17 protein-coding genes and 1 pseudogene are annotated in these 16645 nt (G+C 38.1%); 1 reads left to right on the forward strand and 17 read right to left on the reverse strand.

All coding sequences use genetic code 11. The features are described from left to right. Positions 1–440: 440 nt before the first annotated feature. The 7 genes from ACE1TG_RS18270 to ACE1TG_RS18300 form a co-directional block, all read right to left on the reverse strand. Positions 441–1070 carry a response regulator gene (locus ACE1TG_RS18270; protein ID WP_375053847.1) on the reverse strand — a complete coding sequence of 210 codons (630 nt, stop codon included), beginning with the start codon at positions 1068–1070 and terminating at the stop codon, positions 441–443. Continuing rightward, positions 1063–2106, reverse strand: coding sequence for a sensor histidine kinase (locus ACE1TG_RS18275; RefSeq protein WP_375053848.1), 1044 nt, complete (start codon positions 2104–2106; stop codon positions 1063–1065). Before ACE1TG_RS18275 ends, ACE1TG_RS18270 begins: the two co-directional genes overlap by 8 nt. After that, positions 2103–2834, reverse strand: a complete 732-nt coding sequence (gene liaF / locus ACE1TG_RS18280) for a cell wall-active antibiotics response protein LiaF (RefSeq protein WP_375053849.1) — start codon at positions 2832–2834, stop codon at positions 2103–2105. Before liaF ends, ACE1TG_RS18275 begins: the two co-directional genes overlap by 4 nt. A gap of 296 nt (positions 2835–3130) precedes the next feature. Next, on the reverse strand, positions 3131–3760 hold the full coding sequence (locus ACE1TG_RS18285; RefSeq protein ID WP_375053850.1) for a PspA/IM30 family protein: 630 nt from the start codon (positions 3758–3760) through the stop codon (positions 3131–3133). Positions 3761–3780: 20 nt separating this feature from the next. Then, on the reverse strand, positions 3781–4131 hold the full coding sequence (locus ACE1TG_RS18290) for a lmo0954 family membrane protein (RefSeq protein ID WP_375053851.1): 351 nt from the start codon (positions 4129–4131) through the stop codon (positions 3781–3783). Between the two features lie 236 nt (positions 4132–4367). Next, a complete protein-coding gene (gene ltaE / locus ACE1TG_RS18295) occupies positions 4368–5399 on the reverse strand; it encodes a low-specificity L-threonine aldolase (RefSeq protein ID WP_375053852.1) in 1032 nt (343 codons plus the stop codon). Between the two features lie 15 nt (positions 5400–5414). After that, positions 5415–6395, reverse strand: a complete 981-nt coding sequence (locus ACE1TG_RS18300; RefSeq protein WP_375053853.1) for an LLM class flavin-dependent oxidoreductase — start codon at positions 6393–6395, stop codon at positions 5415–5417. 153 nt (positions 6396–6548) lie between these two features. On the opposite strand from ACE1TG_RS18300, the gene trhA reads away from it, so the two are divergent. Further along, the gene (trhA, locus tag ACE1TG_RS18305) at positions 6549–7196 is read left to right on the forward strand and encodes a PAQR family membrane homeostasis protein TrhA (protein ID WP_375053854.1); all 648 of its coding nucleotides are present in this window, start codon (positions 6549–6551) and stop codon (positions 7194–7196) included. A gap of 44 nt (positions 7197–7240) precedes the next feature. Here trhA and ACE1TG_RS18310 read toward each other — a convergent pair whose 3' ends face one another. The 10 genes and pseudogenes from ACE1TG_RS18310 to ACE1TG_RS18355 form a co-directional block, all read right to left on the reverse strand. After that, positions 7241–8425: an MFS transporter gene (locus ACE1TG_RS18310; RefSeq protein ID WP_375053855.1), complete on the reverse strand. Its 1185-nt coding sequence runs from the start codon at positions 8423–8425 to the stop codon at positions 7241–7243. A 19-nt stretch (positions 8426–8444) separates the two neighbouring features. Beyond that, entirely contained in the window at positions 8445–8882 is a 438-nt protein-coding gene (locus ACE1TG_RS18315; RefSeq protein ID WP_375053878.1) for a MarR family winged helix-turn-helix transcriptional regulator, read from the reverse strand. 132 nt (positions 8883–9014) lie between these two features. Next, the gene (locus ACE1TG_RS18320) at positions 9015–10070 is read right to left on the reverse strand and encodes a M42 family metallopeptidase (protein WP_375053856.1); all 1056 of its coding nucleotides are present in this window, start codon (positions 10068–10070) and stop codon (positions 9015–9017) included. Between the two features lie 252 nt (positions 10071–10322). Then, positions 10323–11666 (reverse strand): NosD domain-containing protein, encoded by a 1344-nt coding sequence (locus ACE1TG_RS18325; protein ID WP_375053857.1) that lies wholly within the window; start codon positions 11664–11666, stop codon positions 10323–10325. A 77-nt stretch (positions 11667–11743) separates the two neighbouring features. Continuing rightward, positions 11744–12661, reverse strand: coding sequence for an ROK family protein (locus tag ACE1TG_RS18330; protein WP_375053858.1), 918 nt, complete (start codon positions 12659–12661; stop codon positions 11744–11746). A gap of 254 nt (positions 12662–12915) precedes the next feature. Next, positions 12916–13092, reverse strand: coding sequence for a type 1 periplasmic-binding domain-containing protein (locus ACE1TG_RS18335; RefSeq protein WP_375053859.1), 177 nt, complete (start codon positions 13090–13092; stop codon positions 12916–12918). A gap of 88 nt (positions 13093–13180) precedes the next feature. Then, positions 13181–13276 (reverse strand): annotated as a pseudogene (locus tag ACE1TG_RS18340) (fructokinase); the annotation flags it as partial. 18 nt (positions 13277–13294) lie between these two features. Beyond that, positions 13295–14767: a glycoside hydrolase family 32 protein gene (locus ACE1TG_RS18345; protein ID WP_375053860.1), complete on the reverse strand. Its 1473-nt coding sequence runs from the start codon at positions 14765–14767 to the stop codon at positions 13295–13297. A gap of 38 nt (positions 14768–14805) precedes the next feature. Next, entirely contained in the window at positions 14806–15678 is an 873-nt protein-coding gene (locus ACE1TG_RS18350) for a carbohydrate ABC transporter permease (RefSeq protein ID WP_375053861.1), read from the reverse strand. Between the two features lie 14 nt (positions 15679–15692). Continuing rightward, entirely contained in the window at positions 15693–16574 is an 882-nt protein-coding gene (locus ACE1TG_RS18355; protein ID WP_375053862.1) for a carbohydrate ABC transporter permease, read from the reverse strand. Between the last annotated feature and the right edge of the window lie 71 nt (positions 16575–16645).

A 16645-nucleotide genomic window follows, 5' to 3' on the forward strand; every position in this document is an offset into this window, starting at 1 on the left:
GCTGATGAGCCTCCTTGCTCCTACGTCGCTGCGTAGTCTCATCTAGGCCTCAGCTCGACGAACACGATGTTCTAGTGTCGGCGTTGGCCACAGGACGTGGCCGTCTTTAGCCGATCCACAGGAGTCTACATGTATTTCCTCCGCTAGGTTGCTCACATATTCAAAAAATAAATGCATGTTGTGATGATATAAACAAGATTCTAGACCATCTAAACCAGCAGCTGGAATATGCGAGACTCCTGTGGAACAGCGAGCCTAAGAGACCCCACAGTGAGCGTTTTTTGCGAGCGAGGAGGCTCGTGGTGAGTCCACGGAAAGCGAGTATATTCCAGCTGCGCCGTTAGGGAGCCTCGCTAAATGCTACAATAGGACTCCCATAGTTAGTTCGCAGTTTATATCAACTTCGAAGATTAAAAAGCAGCAATACTCACCAAAAAAGACTAAACTAAATCATTTTTAAAGGCATAAATAACTGCTTGTGTTCGATCTTGTACTTCCAATTTCCCCAAAACATTACTAACATGAACTTTCACTGTTTTTAAGGCAATAAATAACTGATCAGCAATCTCCTGATTTGTTTTACCTTGTGCAACAAGCATAAGTATTTCCATCTCTCGATCAGTTAATTGTTCATGCGGGCTATCGACAGGTTTTTCGCGCATTCGGTGCATTATTTTCCCCGTTACTTCAGGCTCCAAAATAGATTGGCCATCATAGGTTGCACGGATTGCTTTGGCAATTTCGTTTGCCTTTGAGGTCTTCAGCATATAACTTGTTGCACCTGCTTCAAGCGCCGGGTACACCTTTTCATCATCTAGAAAGCTTGTCACGATAATAATCTTTGCCTCAGGCCATTGCTCAATAATTTTCGTTGTTGCTTCAATTCCGTCCATTTCTTTCATCACCAAATCCATTAAGATGATATCTGGCCTTAAATCCAGGGCTAATTCAACTGCCTCTCCACCATCACCAGCCTCAGCAATAACATCAATATCTTGTTGAGCTGACAGGTAGGCTGCAACACCTATTCTAACCATCTCATGATCGTCAGCAAACAGTACGTTAATCATTACTTTCACCTTCTTTTCTAAAGCTTGGGACTTTTACTTCCAATCTTGTTCCTTCATTTGGCAAACTGATTATTTTAAGCGTACCGCCTACTTCAAAAGCACGTTCACGCATATTCTGAAGTCCATATGAACTGGTTTTAACCTGCTCCATATCAAATCCTATTCCATCATCAACTACACGCATAATTACAGTTTCATCTCGCTCAATTAACATGACGTGGAATGAAGACGCTTTTGCATGACGAAGCGTGTTTGAAACAGATTCCTGCAGAATTCGAAATAATTGGTCTTCCACACCTTTATCAATGGTGAGTGCTTCTACTTTCCAGTCAATCTCCATTGGTACTTTTTGTGTAAGTTCAACCAACAGTTCTTCTACACCTTCCTGTATGGATTTCCCTTTTAGTGCAACAGGTCGCAAATGAAGGAGTAATGCACGCATTTCAAGCTGTGACTGATGAATCATCTTCTCGACCATTTGCAGCTGTTGTTTGATCGATGCATCATCAGGCGGATTCGATTCATTAATGGCTGACATCATCATCGACGCTGCGAACAGCTGCTGACTGACCGAATCATGCAGTTCTCTTGCCAATCGATTCCTTTCCTGTACGACGACTTCTTGTAAACTCTTTTCTCGTTCATTCGCTCTTTCTGTAACCAATCGTTGTGCATTTTCAGTTTGAATTCGTATTTTTTCCTGAATTTGTTCCATCAATTGTTGAATTTTATCAAGCTCTTTATAAGCTTCATCATCGGTAGATAGCTTTTGACCTTTGGCAATTTCATCTAAATGCTTCGAAACACGCTGCAGCCGTTGTCGCCAGTACCATCCAGTAGTTACACCAATAATTGCACCTGCAACAACTGGTATTCCAAGCACAAATACTAAAAACGGTATATCATAAATCGTTCGATCAATTATTAACGACCAGTTATCGAGTGGAAAAGCTGCCATTGTAACCCCAATCATAATTATTGTGATTAGCAAGGTAAATAAAATTGCGGTGAATACGTGACGTGAAATAGGATTCATATCCGCTTCACCTCAATATCTCCGGAAAGTACTGACGTTACAATTTTCACGCGTGGAAAAGTTGTATCATAGTCTTCTGTCTGATAGAGGAGAGATTGGTTCATCAACTTCCAATGATGCTTTCCAAGAATATGAGCACGCCCAAAAACGGCACTATGATGTACGCTTACTTCTACTTCGTAAGGAACGTGTATTTCAACATTACCAATGATATGACGTAGCGAAATCACTACAGTATCATTAGGAAGAACAGTATTGCTTAAATCAATTACCCTATCACCAAAAGCTGCATGAATATTAATATCCCGCCATTGATATGCAGTATCTTCCGTACGTTGATCCCCGAAAACTTTATGGTTAAACAATGGCTTCAATTGTGTAACAGTTTTACTTTCCATCTCTTCGGTTACCGTTAATCTTGGATTTATTTGTTCTGATTCCTGCTTTGACTTGGAGTAGTTTATGATAAATAAAACGATAGCTGCCAGAATTAAGAAACGGACTGCCAGCATATTTAAGACAGCAAAGACTAGGCCAACCACCCCGAACCAGAAAAAAATCTTTCCCCAAAGTCGATAGAATTTTTTCCAACCGATATAGATGAAAAAGCCCGAAAATAAAGCTGAAAAAATCATCCCACCATGAAAAAAGGCGACTTCTATTACAAAAAGAATCACTCCAATTATCAATATCCAGTTAAATGTATCTGTCGACAAACGTTGAAACATGAAGTGACCCCCTCTCAATTTATGTAGTAGCAAAAGCATAGGTGCTTGTATAGTGGCGTATGGACTGGACTGACCTGTGCGAGATAAAGGAAAGCAGATTTTAGGACGTTCGACTAAAACGCCACGTCCTGTGGCATCGTCGAACTACCCTACATCCTGTAGGGCATCTAGCTTGACTTATCGTAAGCACAGGGAGGGAAGTACACTAGCCACTAAGCACTGACGCTAGCCGAATAGACGCAGAAGGACTGCGCCTTTCAGTATATCATTTTTTCACATGTTGATACATAATGCTGTTAATTTGCCTTTTCTTGCATTTCTTTTTCCAGTTTGTCAATTTTACTGTCAAATGTGCTTCTGTAATAGGAAGTGTTTACTTTGTTTTCAAGACTTTCAATGTACTGCTCCATTTCAGCAAAGCGTGAAAAAGGTTTTTCTGATGATTCATCCACTACTTTATTTATTTGATGATTCACATGTGCGACATTTTCGCGACCCATTAATTCCATTCTGCGCAAATGCATATCTTTCAGTTTATGCTTCATCTCTTCATATTTTTGTTCTAATGTTTCCAACTGTTCAAGTGCTTCCTCACGTGATGCTTTCATACGATCTGCACGCACCTGATACTCTTCGTGCTCTTTTACAGCAAATTCATGCATTTGCTCTTCTCCTGCTTTTTCTGCGATACCTGCTTGTTTCAGGCGTTTATCGGCAAGATCCTGTGCCTTATGATATTCTCTGGTAAATTCATCTTTCAATTTATATTGACGCTCAACAAGCTTACGTACTTTTTCCTTTTCCTGCTCACTTTGGCGTAAATATTGATTTAAAGCTGCAATTGGATTTTTCTGTTCCTTTTGATCCATTATATTATGAAGATCTGACGAAACTGAATCTTTTATCCGTGTAAATATATTTGTCATCGAAAATCGCTCCTTTAAATTTACTTGTTTATTTCTGCCCATTGACGTTCAAAGTTTGTGAATGGGTCATTTTCTTCTACAACTTGTTCAACTGATTGATCATCATCTTTCCAGCTTGTGTAAATTAGGTACAACACATATGCTGCTGCAATGCCGATTACTGCATAGATGTTTGACATTCCAATACCTAATACAAACAAACCAGCGATTACCCAGCCAATTTTTCCCGCTGCAGAGTCACTTTTAATGAACTCTTTAAAGATGATATACAGCAGCCATACACTGACTCCTAGTAAAATCATCGGACCAAGATTAGCCAGCAAAATAAAAAATGCAACCAATCCTCCGACGAACAACATAAATTTTTTCATGTATCCCGCCTCCTTTCATAAATCAATCATACCGATTAAACAGCGTCCTTGTAATGATCCACAGCCATATTTTGAACTAGGTCTCAAGGCGTATATTCGAATAAAAAAACAGGGTGTACTGCCCTTGAAGAGGAACAGCACACCCTGAATCTTTATCGTTTTGTTGTCGATGTTTATCGTTTTCACTTCAACCTTTATCGATTTAAAGTCGATGTTTATCGTTTCCGTGTCGAACTTTATCTATTCGCACCTGCCAACGTACCAATTCGATCGATAACACTCCGAATTTCCTCTTGCGTTACATCAAAATGCGTAACAAAGCGGACCGTATATGGACCAAATGGTACTGCTAGGATACCAGATTCCTTGAGCATAGCTAAAAACTGTTCTGCACGTAATTCAGCTTCTTCAGTATTTACAAGCACAATATTTGTATCGACGTTATTTTCGATTGTTAAGCCGCTTACTTCTTTCAACCCGTCTGCCAATAGTTGCGCATTTTCATGATCTTCTGCTAGCCGGTTAACCATTGTGCATAATGCGACTAAACCTGGTGCAGCAATGATGCCTGCTTGTCTTAATCCGCCTCCTAAGCGCTTACGCCACTTCCTTGCTTTTTTGATAAATGCAAAAGATCCTGCAATTATCGAGCCTACAGGTGCACCCAATCCTTTAGACAGGCAAAATTGAACCGTATCAGTATACGCCGCAAATTCTTTTACATCAATTCCTGTAGCAATTGCCGCATTAAACAAACGTGCCCCATCCAGATGAACAGGTATATTTTGCTGCTGGGCCATTTCAAAAATTGCTTGCATATTATCAAGTGAAACAACTGTTCCACCCGCACGATTATGGGTATTTTCTAGACAAATAAGCCCTGTTTCCGGCAAATGTATATCGTCTCCACGAACAGCCGCTTGAACTTCAGTGGGATCCATTGCACCATTCTTGCCAGCTATGGTTCTTGGCTGGACACCTGCAAGCGCTGAAATGGATGCACCCTCATATATAAAAATATGGGAATCTGCTTCTAAAATAATTTCCTGCCCTGGCTGACAGTGTGTCAATACGGCAATCTGGTTCCCCTGCGTTCCACTTGGAACAAACATTGCAGCCTCTTTGCCAAGCTTTTGAGCAGCTAACTCCTCCAATTCTATTATCGTTGGATCCTCCTGGTATACATCATCGCCAACTACTGCATCGAAGGCCGCTTGCCGCATTTCTGGTGTTGGCTTAGTCACTGTATCACTTCGTAAGTCAATCATCGTTTCCCCTCCATATTAGTTATCTGCTAAAATTTCTTTTGCAATTAACTCGTACGATTTCTCTCTTGCCTCATAACTGTGTGTAATCGTAACAAGCATAAACTCATCTACCTGGTAAAGCAGTTGCAGTTGTTCAAGCTGCTGTTTCACTTCTTTTGGATCACCTATAATCATTTTGCGTCGCATTTTCCTAATTGTTTCTTTTTCTTCATCCGATAAAGAGTACGCCTTAGCTTCTTCAACAGATGGGATACGTCCGCTGCCATCACCTTTTGCACGCTGCACGCTCCAAAGCTGACTGCTCAATGCCAATTCATTAGCTTTATCTGTTGATTCTGCACAAATGACTGACACTGTAACAATCCTTTCTAAATGTTTTTTTGTATATTGCCTAACGATTGAAGGACCATCTGCATCACTCATAAAATGCCCATACACATATGGAAGGCCTTTTTCAGCAGCCAATATTGCACTTTTTTCACTTGTGCCAAGTAACCACGGCTCTGGTGAATACGTTGGGATAGGGGACGGCTTTATTTTCGAATACATGTGATCCTTTGGGAAACGATTATGTAAAAACTGCAGGACTTCATCAATTGAATCAGAAAACTGGTTTACCTGTTTTAAAAAGTCGCCTGATAACGCAATGCTTGCCTCAGCTGATCCACCAGGAGCGCGTCCTACCCCAAGGTCGATACGATTCGGAAATAGAGTTGCAAGCATATTATATCTTTCTGCAACATTAAAGGGCTTATAGTGAGGTAACAGTACAGCACCAGCACCAATTCTGATATGTTTGGTTTGCGCTCCAATCATTCCAAGCATAAGGTCTGGTGCAGGACAAGCTAATCCAGGTAAATCATGATGTTCGGCAATCCAATAACGTGTATAACCCAAATCATCACCAGTCTGGGCCAGTTTTATCGATGCTGCTAATGCTTCATTTGCTGTTTTACCATTTGATATCGGAGCCTGGTCGAGAATGCTTAATCTCATTTTGCAGTACCTTCTTTCAGTTCAAAATATACTAGCTTCTTAAAAAACCTTATAAGAGCCTCTACCACTAATCATTGACTACATATTAACATAGATATATCATCGTCATATAGTTTCTAAAACTACATACTAGTTAAGAAGGTGTTTCATAATATGGGGATTTATATACGTGAGCCAATTAATGGTCTGACACATTTGTTTGGCGCTATTTTATCGTTTGCGGGATTACTTGCCTTGGTCATAAAAGCAGCAGCAACGACAGATTCGATGCTAGCAATCATGGCCGTGATAATTTTTGGTATTAGCATGATTTTGTTATATGCAGCTTCTGCAACATATCACATGGTTGTAGCAAAAGATCATGTCATTGCCTTTTTAAGGCGAATTGACCATTCCATGATATTTGTATTAATCGCTGGTACATATACACCTCTATGCTTAATAAGTTTACAGGGCGTAACCGGCTGGGTATTATTTGCAGTGATCAGCAGTATCGCAATTGCTGGCGTAACATTTAAATTAGTTTGGTTTCACTCACCCAGATGGCTGTCTACAGCATTATACGTTGTGATGGGGTGGATTGTAGTATTCTATAGCCCTGCACTTGCGCCAATCATAGGTATGAACGGAATGACTCTGCTAATCCTTGGAGGACTTTTTTATACCGTGGGGGCGATTATCTACTGGCTCAAGCCTAAGTTTCTATCATTTAAACATATGGGATTCCACGAGATTTTTCATATATTCATTCTGTTCGGAAGCCTATTTCACTTTTTCTGTATATATCAATATGTACTGTAAATTAAAGCAAAAGCCACCAATCAGCGTTGGTGGCTTCCCTTTTCTTATAATGTCGTTACCTTCGTTTTTTCACCCCGAACAAACACAAATGTATAAAGCAGCAGCAATACTAGCAAACTAATAATGGAAAAACCATAAATGAAATGATAGCTTGTAAGGGACGCAAGCACACCAAGCCCTGTTGATCCAACTGCAATTCCCAGATCCATCGATGAAAAGAACATGGCGTTGGCAGTTCCCTGCTTTTCTTTTTCCACGAAACCAACAGCAATTGCCTGTAAAGTTGGTGTCATAATGCCATAAGAAAAACCGTACAATACCCCAGCTATAAGCAATGTAATCGTATTCTGGGTAATCGATAAAAGAAATAATCCGATAATACCAGCGGTTGTAGCAGGATAAATGATGATTTTATGTCCCAGATTATCATACAATCGCCCGGAGAATGGACGAACAATAACCATCATAACTGTCATCACAAGGAAAAATAATGAAACAGATGCTCCAATATTAGCTTCCGCGCCAAGACCACTCATAAAACTGATTACTCCTCCTAAAGTCGTTGTAAAAAACATTGCTAAAATACACGGAAGTAATGCCTTCTTATCAAATGCATATTCCTTAAATGAAATTTTTTTATCTGTATCGATAGAGGTACTTATCTTAGGAGTTTTCACAAAAAATCCAAGCACCAATGCAGCAATTGTCATTACAATGGACAATATAATTAAAAGATTGTACGAGTATAGCTGCAGCATTGAAATGGCAAACATTGGGGCCACACTTGTACCAACACTCGTAGCTAATCCGTAATAGCCAATGCCTTCCCCAAGCCGTTTAACCGGAATAATGTTTGTCGCTAAAGTAGAGAGTATGGTAGTAATAATACCAAATGCAACTCCATGCAATGCCCGCAGACATAGCAGGAGACTTACGGAAGTCTGTCCGTAACTCAGGCCAATCGTTAGTACCAACAAGATCAGCGTAATAATACTCATTACTTTAACGTCGACCTTATGAATCAAATAGCCGATCAGCGGACGCGTTAAGATCGCTGCCCCCATAAAGACCGTTGTCATCAGACCAGCCTGTGTTGGGTTCTTTTTAATCTCCATAATGTATGCAGGAAAACCTGCAGTCAGTAATTGTAAACATAGAAAAAATAAAAAAGCCATCACGACAATGACTATAAATTGGGACGTCCATAATCTTGATGTATTTCTACCCATAAAAATAAATTCCTTCTTTCTATTTATTTGCTTCGTCTAGTTGTGAATCAATGTTGCTCTCCAGTGAATGCAAAACTTCTTGAAAAATTGCTAGTTGATCTTTATCAATATCATTAATTATTTTGAGATAAATTTCCTCGAGATAGGGTCTAATTTCTTCAGCCAGTTGTGAGCCTCTATCTGTAATGTTGATTAAAAAAGAACGTCTATCTTCGGGATTTCGGACGCGATACACATACTCATGCTTTTCCAACAGATCAAGGATTTTTGTTAATGTTGCCTGATCTTTATCCGCCCGTTCAGACAATACCTTTTGTGTAACCTGACCAGATTCGTTTAATGTACGGAGAACACTCCATTGCTCTGTTGTAATGTTAAATGATTTTAAATAGTAGTTTATAATGCGTGTAATTTTTTTGCTAAGCCGAACCGATGCTGAACCAATTGCTTTATCCATAGACACAAGGAATACCCCTTTCAAGCATACTTTTATTAGTATATACGATAATATTGTTTGTGTAAATATATTTTGTATACAAAGTATTTTTACTTAAAAAAATGGCCCAGCGTGTGCCGGGCCATTACTTCCTTAGTAGGATACAATTTCAGAAAGTACATATTGATAAAGAAGTTGTTCTGTATAATCTAATGACGACTCATGTGTCCGTTCGTATGCATGGGATGAATCAATTCCCGGTCCGATAAGTCCATGAATAATATCATGCCCCGCCCTGATAGCAGCTGATGCATCAGAACCATAGTACGGATAAATATCCAATTTATGCCCGATATTATTTGATTCTGCAAGCTCTACAAGATGCTTACGCAATCCATAATGATATGGTCCGCTGGCATCCTTCACACAAATAGAAACGGTGTATTCATCAGTGGTTTGTCCATCGCCCATTGCACCCATATCTACAGCCAGGTATTCGACTGTTTCAGGATTTATATTGGAGTTACCACCATAGCCAATTTCTTCATTGTTTGAAATTAGAAAATGGGTTGTATGAGGTAATGTGATATTTTCTTCTTTAACCCTTTTTATAAGTTGCATAAGGCCGGCAACACTTGCTTTGTCATCTAAATGGCGTGATTTGATAAAACCGTTATCTGTTATCTGAACACGAGGATCGAAGGAAACAAAATCCCCTACCTCAATACCAAGTGCACGAATATCATCAGCATTTTCAACCTTTGCATCTATACGTACTTCCATATTCTCCTGGTTACGCTCAGCTTTTCCTGCATCCTTATAGACATGGACGGAAGTTTGATGCATTAGGATTGTTCCTGTGTAAACTTTGCCGCTGGTGGTTTGGATTTCACAGTACTCACCTTCAATAGCGTTATATTTAAAACCACCGATAAGGTCAAGACGCAGACGGCCATTACTTTTCACTTCTTTAACCATAGCACCTAGTGTATCAACATGTGCGGTTAACATTCTGTGTTCCTTGTCATTTGCCCCAGGTAATGTCGCAATTAAGCCACCTTTACGATTGCGCATTGTTTCCACCTGCAGATCATGTAAAAAATCCTCCACATATTGAATAACTTTCTCCGTGTTACCTGATGGACTCGGTATTGAAACCAGTTGTTTAATAAGCTCTTTTGTTTCGTTTACGTTTGGATATGTAGCCAAAATGATTGCTCCTTCCTTAACTATAAATATACTTCTTACATTGTATCGTTAATTGTGGGAGCTAACAACTAGACTTCTAAAAAACTCACACTTTAATCATATATATGTCAGCTTACGATAATATAAGGGCTAGCGGATCTTTACAAAATGCCTATTCCAACCCGGACAAAAATAATTGACAAACGAAATAATTCAAGTGTTCGACTTGCAATTGAAACTTTGGAACAAAAATTACCACATTGAATATATTATTTATCCTCCTGGCGTTGGAGTGGATCTGAATGCATTTACAGTCTTGTCCATAACAACCTGTGCATCACTCCCCGAATCAAGAATCGTATTTTGAAGCGATTCTTTTTCTACTAATACTGTTGTTACGGTAAGCGGCTCTGATGCTTCGGTATTCAACAAAGCGTCTACTTGCGCAGAGAAACAAGAATCGCTTATCTTGGCTTGAACCTCCGTGGCAACAACATGATTATTAGAAATAAAATTTCCATTACCCGAAACAATACGCATGATTACAGGTTCTGCACCTACCGGCTTAATGTTTTGAGTATTAAATACTTTAGAAAAGTGATTAGCAATTACAGAGTTATTATTACCACTAATATAGAGAAGACCATACAAATCATCTAAACCATTGTCTATCCCCATAAAAGGTGTCCAAGGTTCATGGTCACGTAAAAAGTGATTTGAAGAAACCAAGTTTTCTGAACAATTCCTCCTGAATACCACCATTCCTGGATAAAATGAATGAAGTCTATTATTTGTGATACTGGAACGTGTTACACCATCAAAATAGATACTGCTCGCACCTCGTGGAAAAACATTATTCGCTGTAATCAAAAGGCCACCAAAATTTTGAGCGTAAATTGAATATCCTTTAAAACCGGCTCCTATCAAGTTATCGGTTATTTTTGAAGCCTGTCCCCAACCTCTTAGTTCTATACAATTACCACATTCTGCTATAAAATTATCATGTATAGTCAGTGCATCTGCATGATAAATAGTAATTCCATGCTCTAAATACACAAACCCCATGCCTGTAATCCGGAATGAGTCACAAGCACTTGCAACATAAATACCCGTTTTCCCGTTAGTGTATGTGTTTTCCGGAGTTGTTTCTCCTGAACCATCTTCAATAAAATGCAAACCATCAATACAAAAGTCAGAAAACTCTACCGAACTTATTCGGGGGTTTCCACTTCGTTCAATATAAAATGCGGCTCCTTTATATTCCTCGTCATTTACTTCTAGGGGAATATCTACGAGTATGCGACTTCCTCCCGGCCACAATTCATGCAAATCCGCCCATTCATTCTCAGAAGTATTAAAACGAATACTCGAAGATGTAAATCCATGTCCAGAACCCATAATTTTAAGATAACTGATGTCTATAACTACTTGACTGCCAAGATGATAATCACCCGGTGGAATATAGATAACCGCACCCGGCTTTCCGCCTTTATTCATATCAGTGTCCGTTTGTCTACTTTTAACATCTGCTATAATGCTATTGATTACCTCACCAATATCCTCATAAGGATTACCGACAGGCCACTCTGTTACGTCGTAATAATTTTTACTAGCCATAAATTAATTCTCCTATCAATTTAATGTGTTTATTCATAAACTACTTTTCCCTTGATATAGCTGGAAGTAGAGCTTTACTAATTCGTGATAAAGCCACTCGGAAGGGAATGACTTCCTTCTTTTTCTTTCAACTCCTTCAAGGCTAATCCAAAGTTACCGATGGTTGCGGAACCGTTGTTTTCGATGCTAGGACGAACGATGAGTTCTTCTAAATCTGGCGTGACAACGTAGCCATTGTTAAATTGTTTGAAATACTCACGAACCTTTGGCATATCAGATTCTTGGAGGACAGAACCCCCGAAAACAATTTTCTCTGGTGCCATGTTCACGAAGGTATTGAAGGCAATTTGTCCTGCATAGTAGGAGATAAAATTAAAAACCTTGTGATCTCGAGGGAGTTTTTCTCCTTTAATCCCCGTGCGTCCCTCTAGTGTTGGACCAGCAGCAAGGCCTTCAAAGCAATGATTGCTGTGGAAAGGACAATCTCCCGCATACGTATCTTCGGGGTGTGCGATAACCGTCGCATGACCCATTTCAGCGTGGGCGATTCCGCTGATAAACTGCCCATTTTGGAGAGCGCCGCCACCGACACCCGTACCAAGCGTGAAATAAACTACCGAATTAGCACCACGCGCAGAACCCTTCGTATACTCTCCGTAAGCCGAAGAATTTACATCCGTGGTGAAATACATCGGGATATCAAAGGCCACTTTCAAGGTTCCTAAGAAATCAAATCCAGACCAATCCGCTTTAGGGGTATTCAGCACATGTCCGTAAGTTTTCGATTCTACGGTCACATCGACCGGCCCAAAGGAACCAATGCCAATAGACGCTACCTCAAATTGTTTAAAAAAATTAACCACCTTTGCCAGCGTTTCTTCTGGTGTTGTCGTTGGAAACTGTGTTAATTCCTTCACATTGAAATCGAAATCCGCCACGGCAACAACAAACTTCGTCCCTCCTGCCTCAATCGAGCCTAATAATTTCTCCTTCATAACAACTTTGCTCCTTTTCTTTCACTCATTACTAAGAAACTCCTCTTAGAGCGTTATTTTTTATCATTCATCCAAACAACCAGTTCATAGGTTTACTTGTTTAATGATTTCTTATTCATTAGTTGATACAATGCGCTAATGGCTTGTTGCGCCAATCCGTCATAAGGTTGTACAACACTTGGGAATGAAGGTTATGGCAAATGAGAAACAAAAGAACCCATCATACCCAACAAGGCGCAATTCTTCGGGAACATTTATTCTTTTTTCATTGCTTCCTTTAAACAGGCGATTAATACTAAATCAACAGAGAAAACACTCTTAATATCCGGATACTTCTCATGTAATTCTTTCGCAACCTGCAAATAACTATCCAAATCAAACTGATTCCTGCTCAATTCATAGGTCTTACACGGAAAACCATGCTCTGCCATCACTCTTAAGATTTGTTTTATTTTAGAAGAGATTTCTACTACTTGATTGGGAATATATTTCAATTCATCAATCGCTTGTTGAATGGTTCGTAGTAGGGATAATTTTGTCCATGATATTTAAACTTTCATCACCGACAGCACATACAAATTTTGTACCACCAGCCTTTATAGCACCATAATTCATTTTATTCTCGTCCATCAATTATTTCCATACTGATTTTAGAGACCATTTATCGGCCTTTAATACCCTTGCTTTTCCCATTTCAGCAAATAAATCTACTTCTTTACTTGCAGTGTGAGGATATATTCTATTTGTTATAACTTGCTCACCATGATTTACGAATATCTCTATTGACGTAATATCGAGGAATATTCTTAAGTTCAATTTTCCGTCAATTGTAGGTTTATAAGGTGCCTTATAAATTCCACTTTCTCCTTTACCTGCTGATGTTAAATCCACAATAATTTCTTCATTAATCTTATCTACTTTTATAATTGTTTTTTCTGATCTATCTGTAGAGCATCTTAGATGAAGGCCAAATACAGGTGAGTCTGAATTAACTATATCAAAGTCAATGCATAACTCCGATCCATTTCCATCGAACTTTGGAAACCGGCGTACTCCATATATATCAAAATCTTCAATGTGATGATGATTTTTTCTTAAGGTTTTTAATTCTTCAATAGGCTGCTGTATAAATATGCTGTTATGGTTATAAGTTAATTCTCTAGGAACTGTCATAGCTCCAGCCCAACCACCTTCCTCAGATGGCCGTTTTGAAAACCACATGTCCATCCACCCAATCATAATTCTTCTTCCTTTTTCATCTTTCAATGTCTGGGGGGCATAAAAATCATGACCATAATCCAAGAGTATGCTTCTTTCTTTAGAGAATTTTGCGGCTTTGTAATCCATCTCACCAAAAATAATAATAGGTTTTTCATTTTTCTCTCCATTCATAGGTGACAAAATAAGAGCATGTTCTTTTACTAATGGAAATAGGTCTGGACATTCCCACATGTCTCCTTGTTTACCGTTACTTTCAGCTACTACCCCTCTATATCCCCATTCTATTAAATTGGATGAATGATACAAGAGAGCTTTTCCTTTCCCGTCTTTTTTAGAACCTACTACCATATAATATTGATCATCATATTGCCAAACCTTAGGATCACGAAAATCTTTTGACCCATCTTTCGGAAAATAATCAACTACAGGATTTTGATTTTCTTTGATAAAATGTATTCCATCTTCACTTTTAGCTATACATTGTACTTGCATAGGTTCACGTTCAATAGAATGCCCCGTATAAAATAAATACAATTCATTATCCTTTTCTATAGCACTTCCTGAGAAACAGCCATGGTCATCCATTGAACCATTATCATAATATTCAGAAGGTGCTAATGCCACGGGAAGATGTTCCCAATTGACTAAATCTCTACTTTTTGCATGCCCCCAATGCATCGGCCCCCATTTTGGAGCATAAGGGTAGTGTTGATAAAACAGATGATATTCACCATTATATTGGACAAATCCATTCGGATCGTTCATCCAACCTACAGGTGGCATCAAGTGATAGTTTAATCGATATTTAGAATTTTTTACTTTTTCTTGTTCTTGGTTTATATAAATATTTGCTTTAATTACTTGTTCACTATGATTATTTGTCATAAATTTGCCCCTCTACTTTGAAGTAATAATTAATCATTCTATCCTTTAACAGACCCTAAGGTCATTCCGCTTACAATATATCTCTGAACTAGTATTGAAAATATCATTACAGGTAAACTAAAACTAACCGCTGCAGCTGTCATTGGACCCAAATCTAGGTTATAGGCAGTTAAAAATTCAGAAATTCCAACTGTAGCTGTTTTAGCATTTGTACTAGTTAATAATAAAGCAAATAAAAAGTCATTCCATGCAAGCATAAAGCAAAATATTGATGTTGTGGCCAAACCAGGTAAAGATATTGGTAATATTACTTTCAAAAAAGATGTAAAAAAATTACATCCATCTATTCTTGCTGCCTCATCAAATTCTTTCGGAATACTATTAAAAAATCCCACCATTAGCCATATTGCAAAAGGAACATTTATACTTGTATAGGTAATAATTAAGGCTGCATGAGTATCAATTAAACCCATTGAATTAATAATGATATACATCGGAATCGCAATACTTATCATCGGTATCATGCGAATACATAATGTTAATAAAAGAAATAAATTTCCTAACTTCGATGAAAATCTTGCTAGTCCATATGCCGCTAATGCACCCAAAAAAACAGACAAGACTGTACTAATAAAAGCTGTAATAAAACTATTAAAAAAGTAACTTAATATTGGCATCTGACCAAACATAGAAATGTAATTCTCTATTGAAAGTTCTTTTGGAAAAAAAGTAGGAGAATTACTTATTGCTTCTGAAGATGGTTTAATAGATGTAAAAATCATATATATATACGGACTTATAAACAATAATGCTAATATGGTTGTGATAAAACCAATTAACTTCTTATTATGCTGTCTTATCATCTGAATTAGTGATTTTTTTTCTTTAGTTGTGTTACTTAAAGATTCCATTTTACATCTCCTCTCTATTTTTTGTTTGCCTTAAACATACTTATAAGGAAGTAAGAGCTAAGTAACAATAAAAGAATGATAAACAGCACTGCCATAGCGCTAGATTCACCAACCTCACCATATCTAGTTAACGTTTTATACATATAGGTACTTAACACTTCCGATGAATTAGCAGGACCACCTTGTGTTAAAACCCAAACAATATCGAATGTTCTTGCTGCATCTACAGTTCGAATTAATATCGCTACAACCATTACTGGCAGTAAAGATGGTAGTGTTATATAAAAAAATGTTTTGACTTTATTTGCTCCATCAATTTTAGCTGATTCATACAAAGTATTTGGAATTCCTTGTAAACCTGCAAGTAATACTAGCATCATAAATGGTGTAGTCAACCAAATATCAGCAATGATAGTCGATAGTAATGCCGTTTTATCATCAGATAACCATTGAATAGCATGTCTACTTGAAGTGATATTAAAGTCATACAATAATTGATTGACAATACCAAATTGACTGTTCAACATGAATTTCCATATTAAACCAGACACTAATGGTGCTATCATTAATGGACTCAGCAAAATTGTTCTTACTAATCCATGTCCTTTAAAACCAGTATTTAATAGCATGGCGAAAAATAATCCCAACAATAGTTCGACACTAACTGCAACTACAACATAAATCAGCGTGTTAGTTGTTGCCCCCAAGAAACGATCAGAAGTAATAGATTCAATATAATTACTAATACCTACAAATGTTCCTGAATCTTGTGAGATCATATCTACTTGAAAGAAACTATCTTTTATCAAAAGCATTACAGGAAAAAATAGAAATATAAGCATAAATATCCCTGCTGGCGCAAAAAAGAATAAGGATATTTTTGAATCTTTTTTCATATAATCACTCCCCCTCTACGATAATCTGATTGAGAAAAGGATAGGAAGTTAACCTATCCTTTCTGCATCTA

The organism is Virgibacillus sp. JSM 102003, from assembly GCF_041949995.1.
In the GTDB taxonomy this organism is placed as follows: Bacteria; Bacillota; Bacilli; order Bacillales; family Amphibacillaceae; genus Lentibacillus.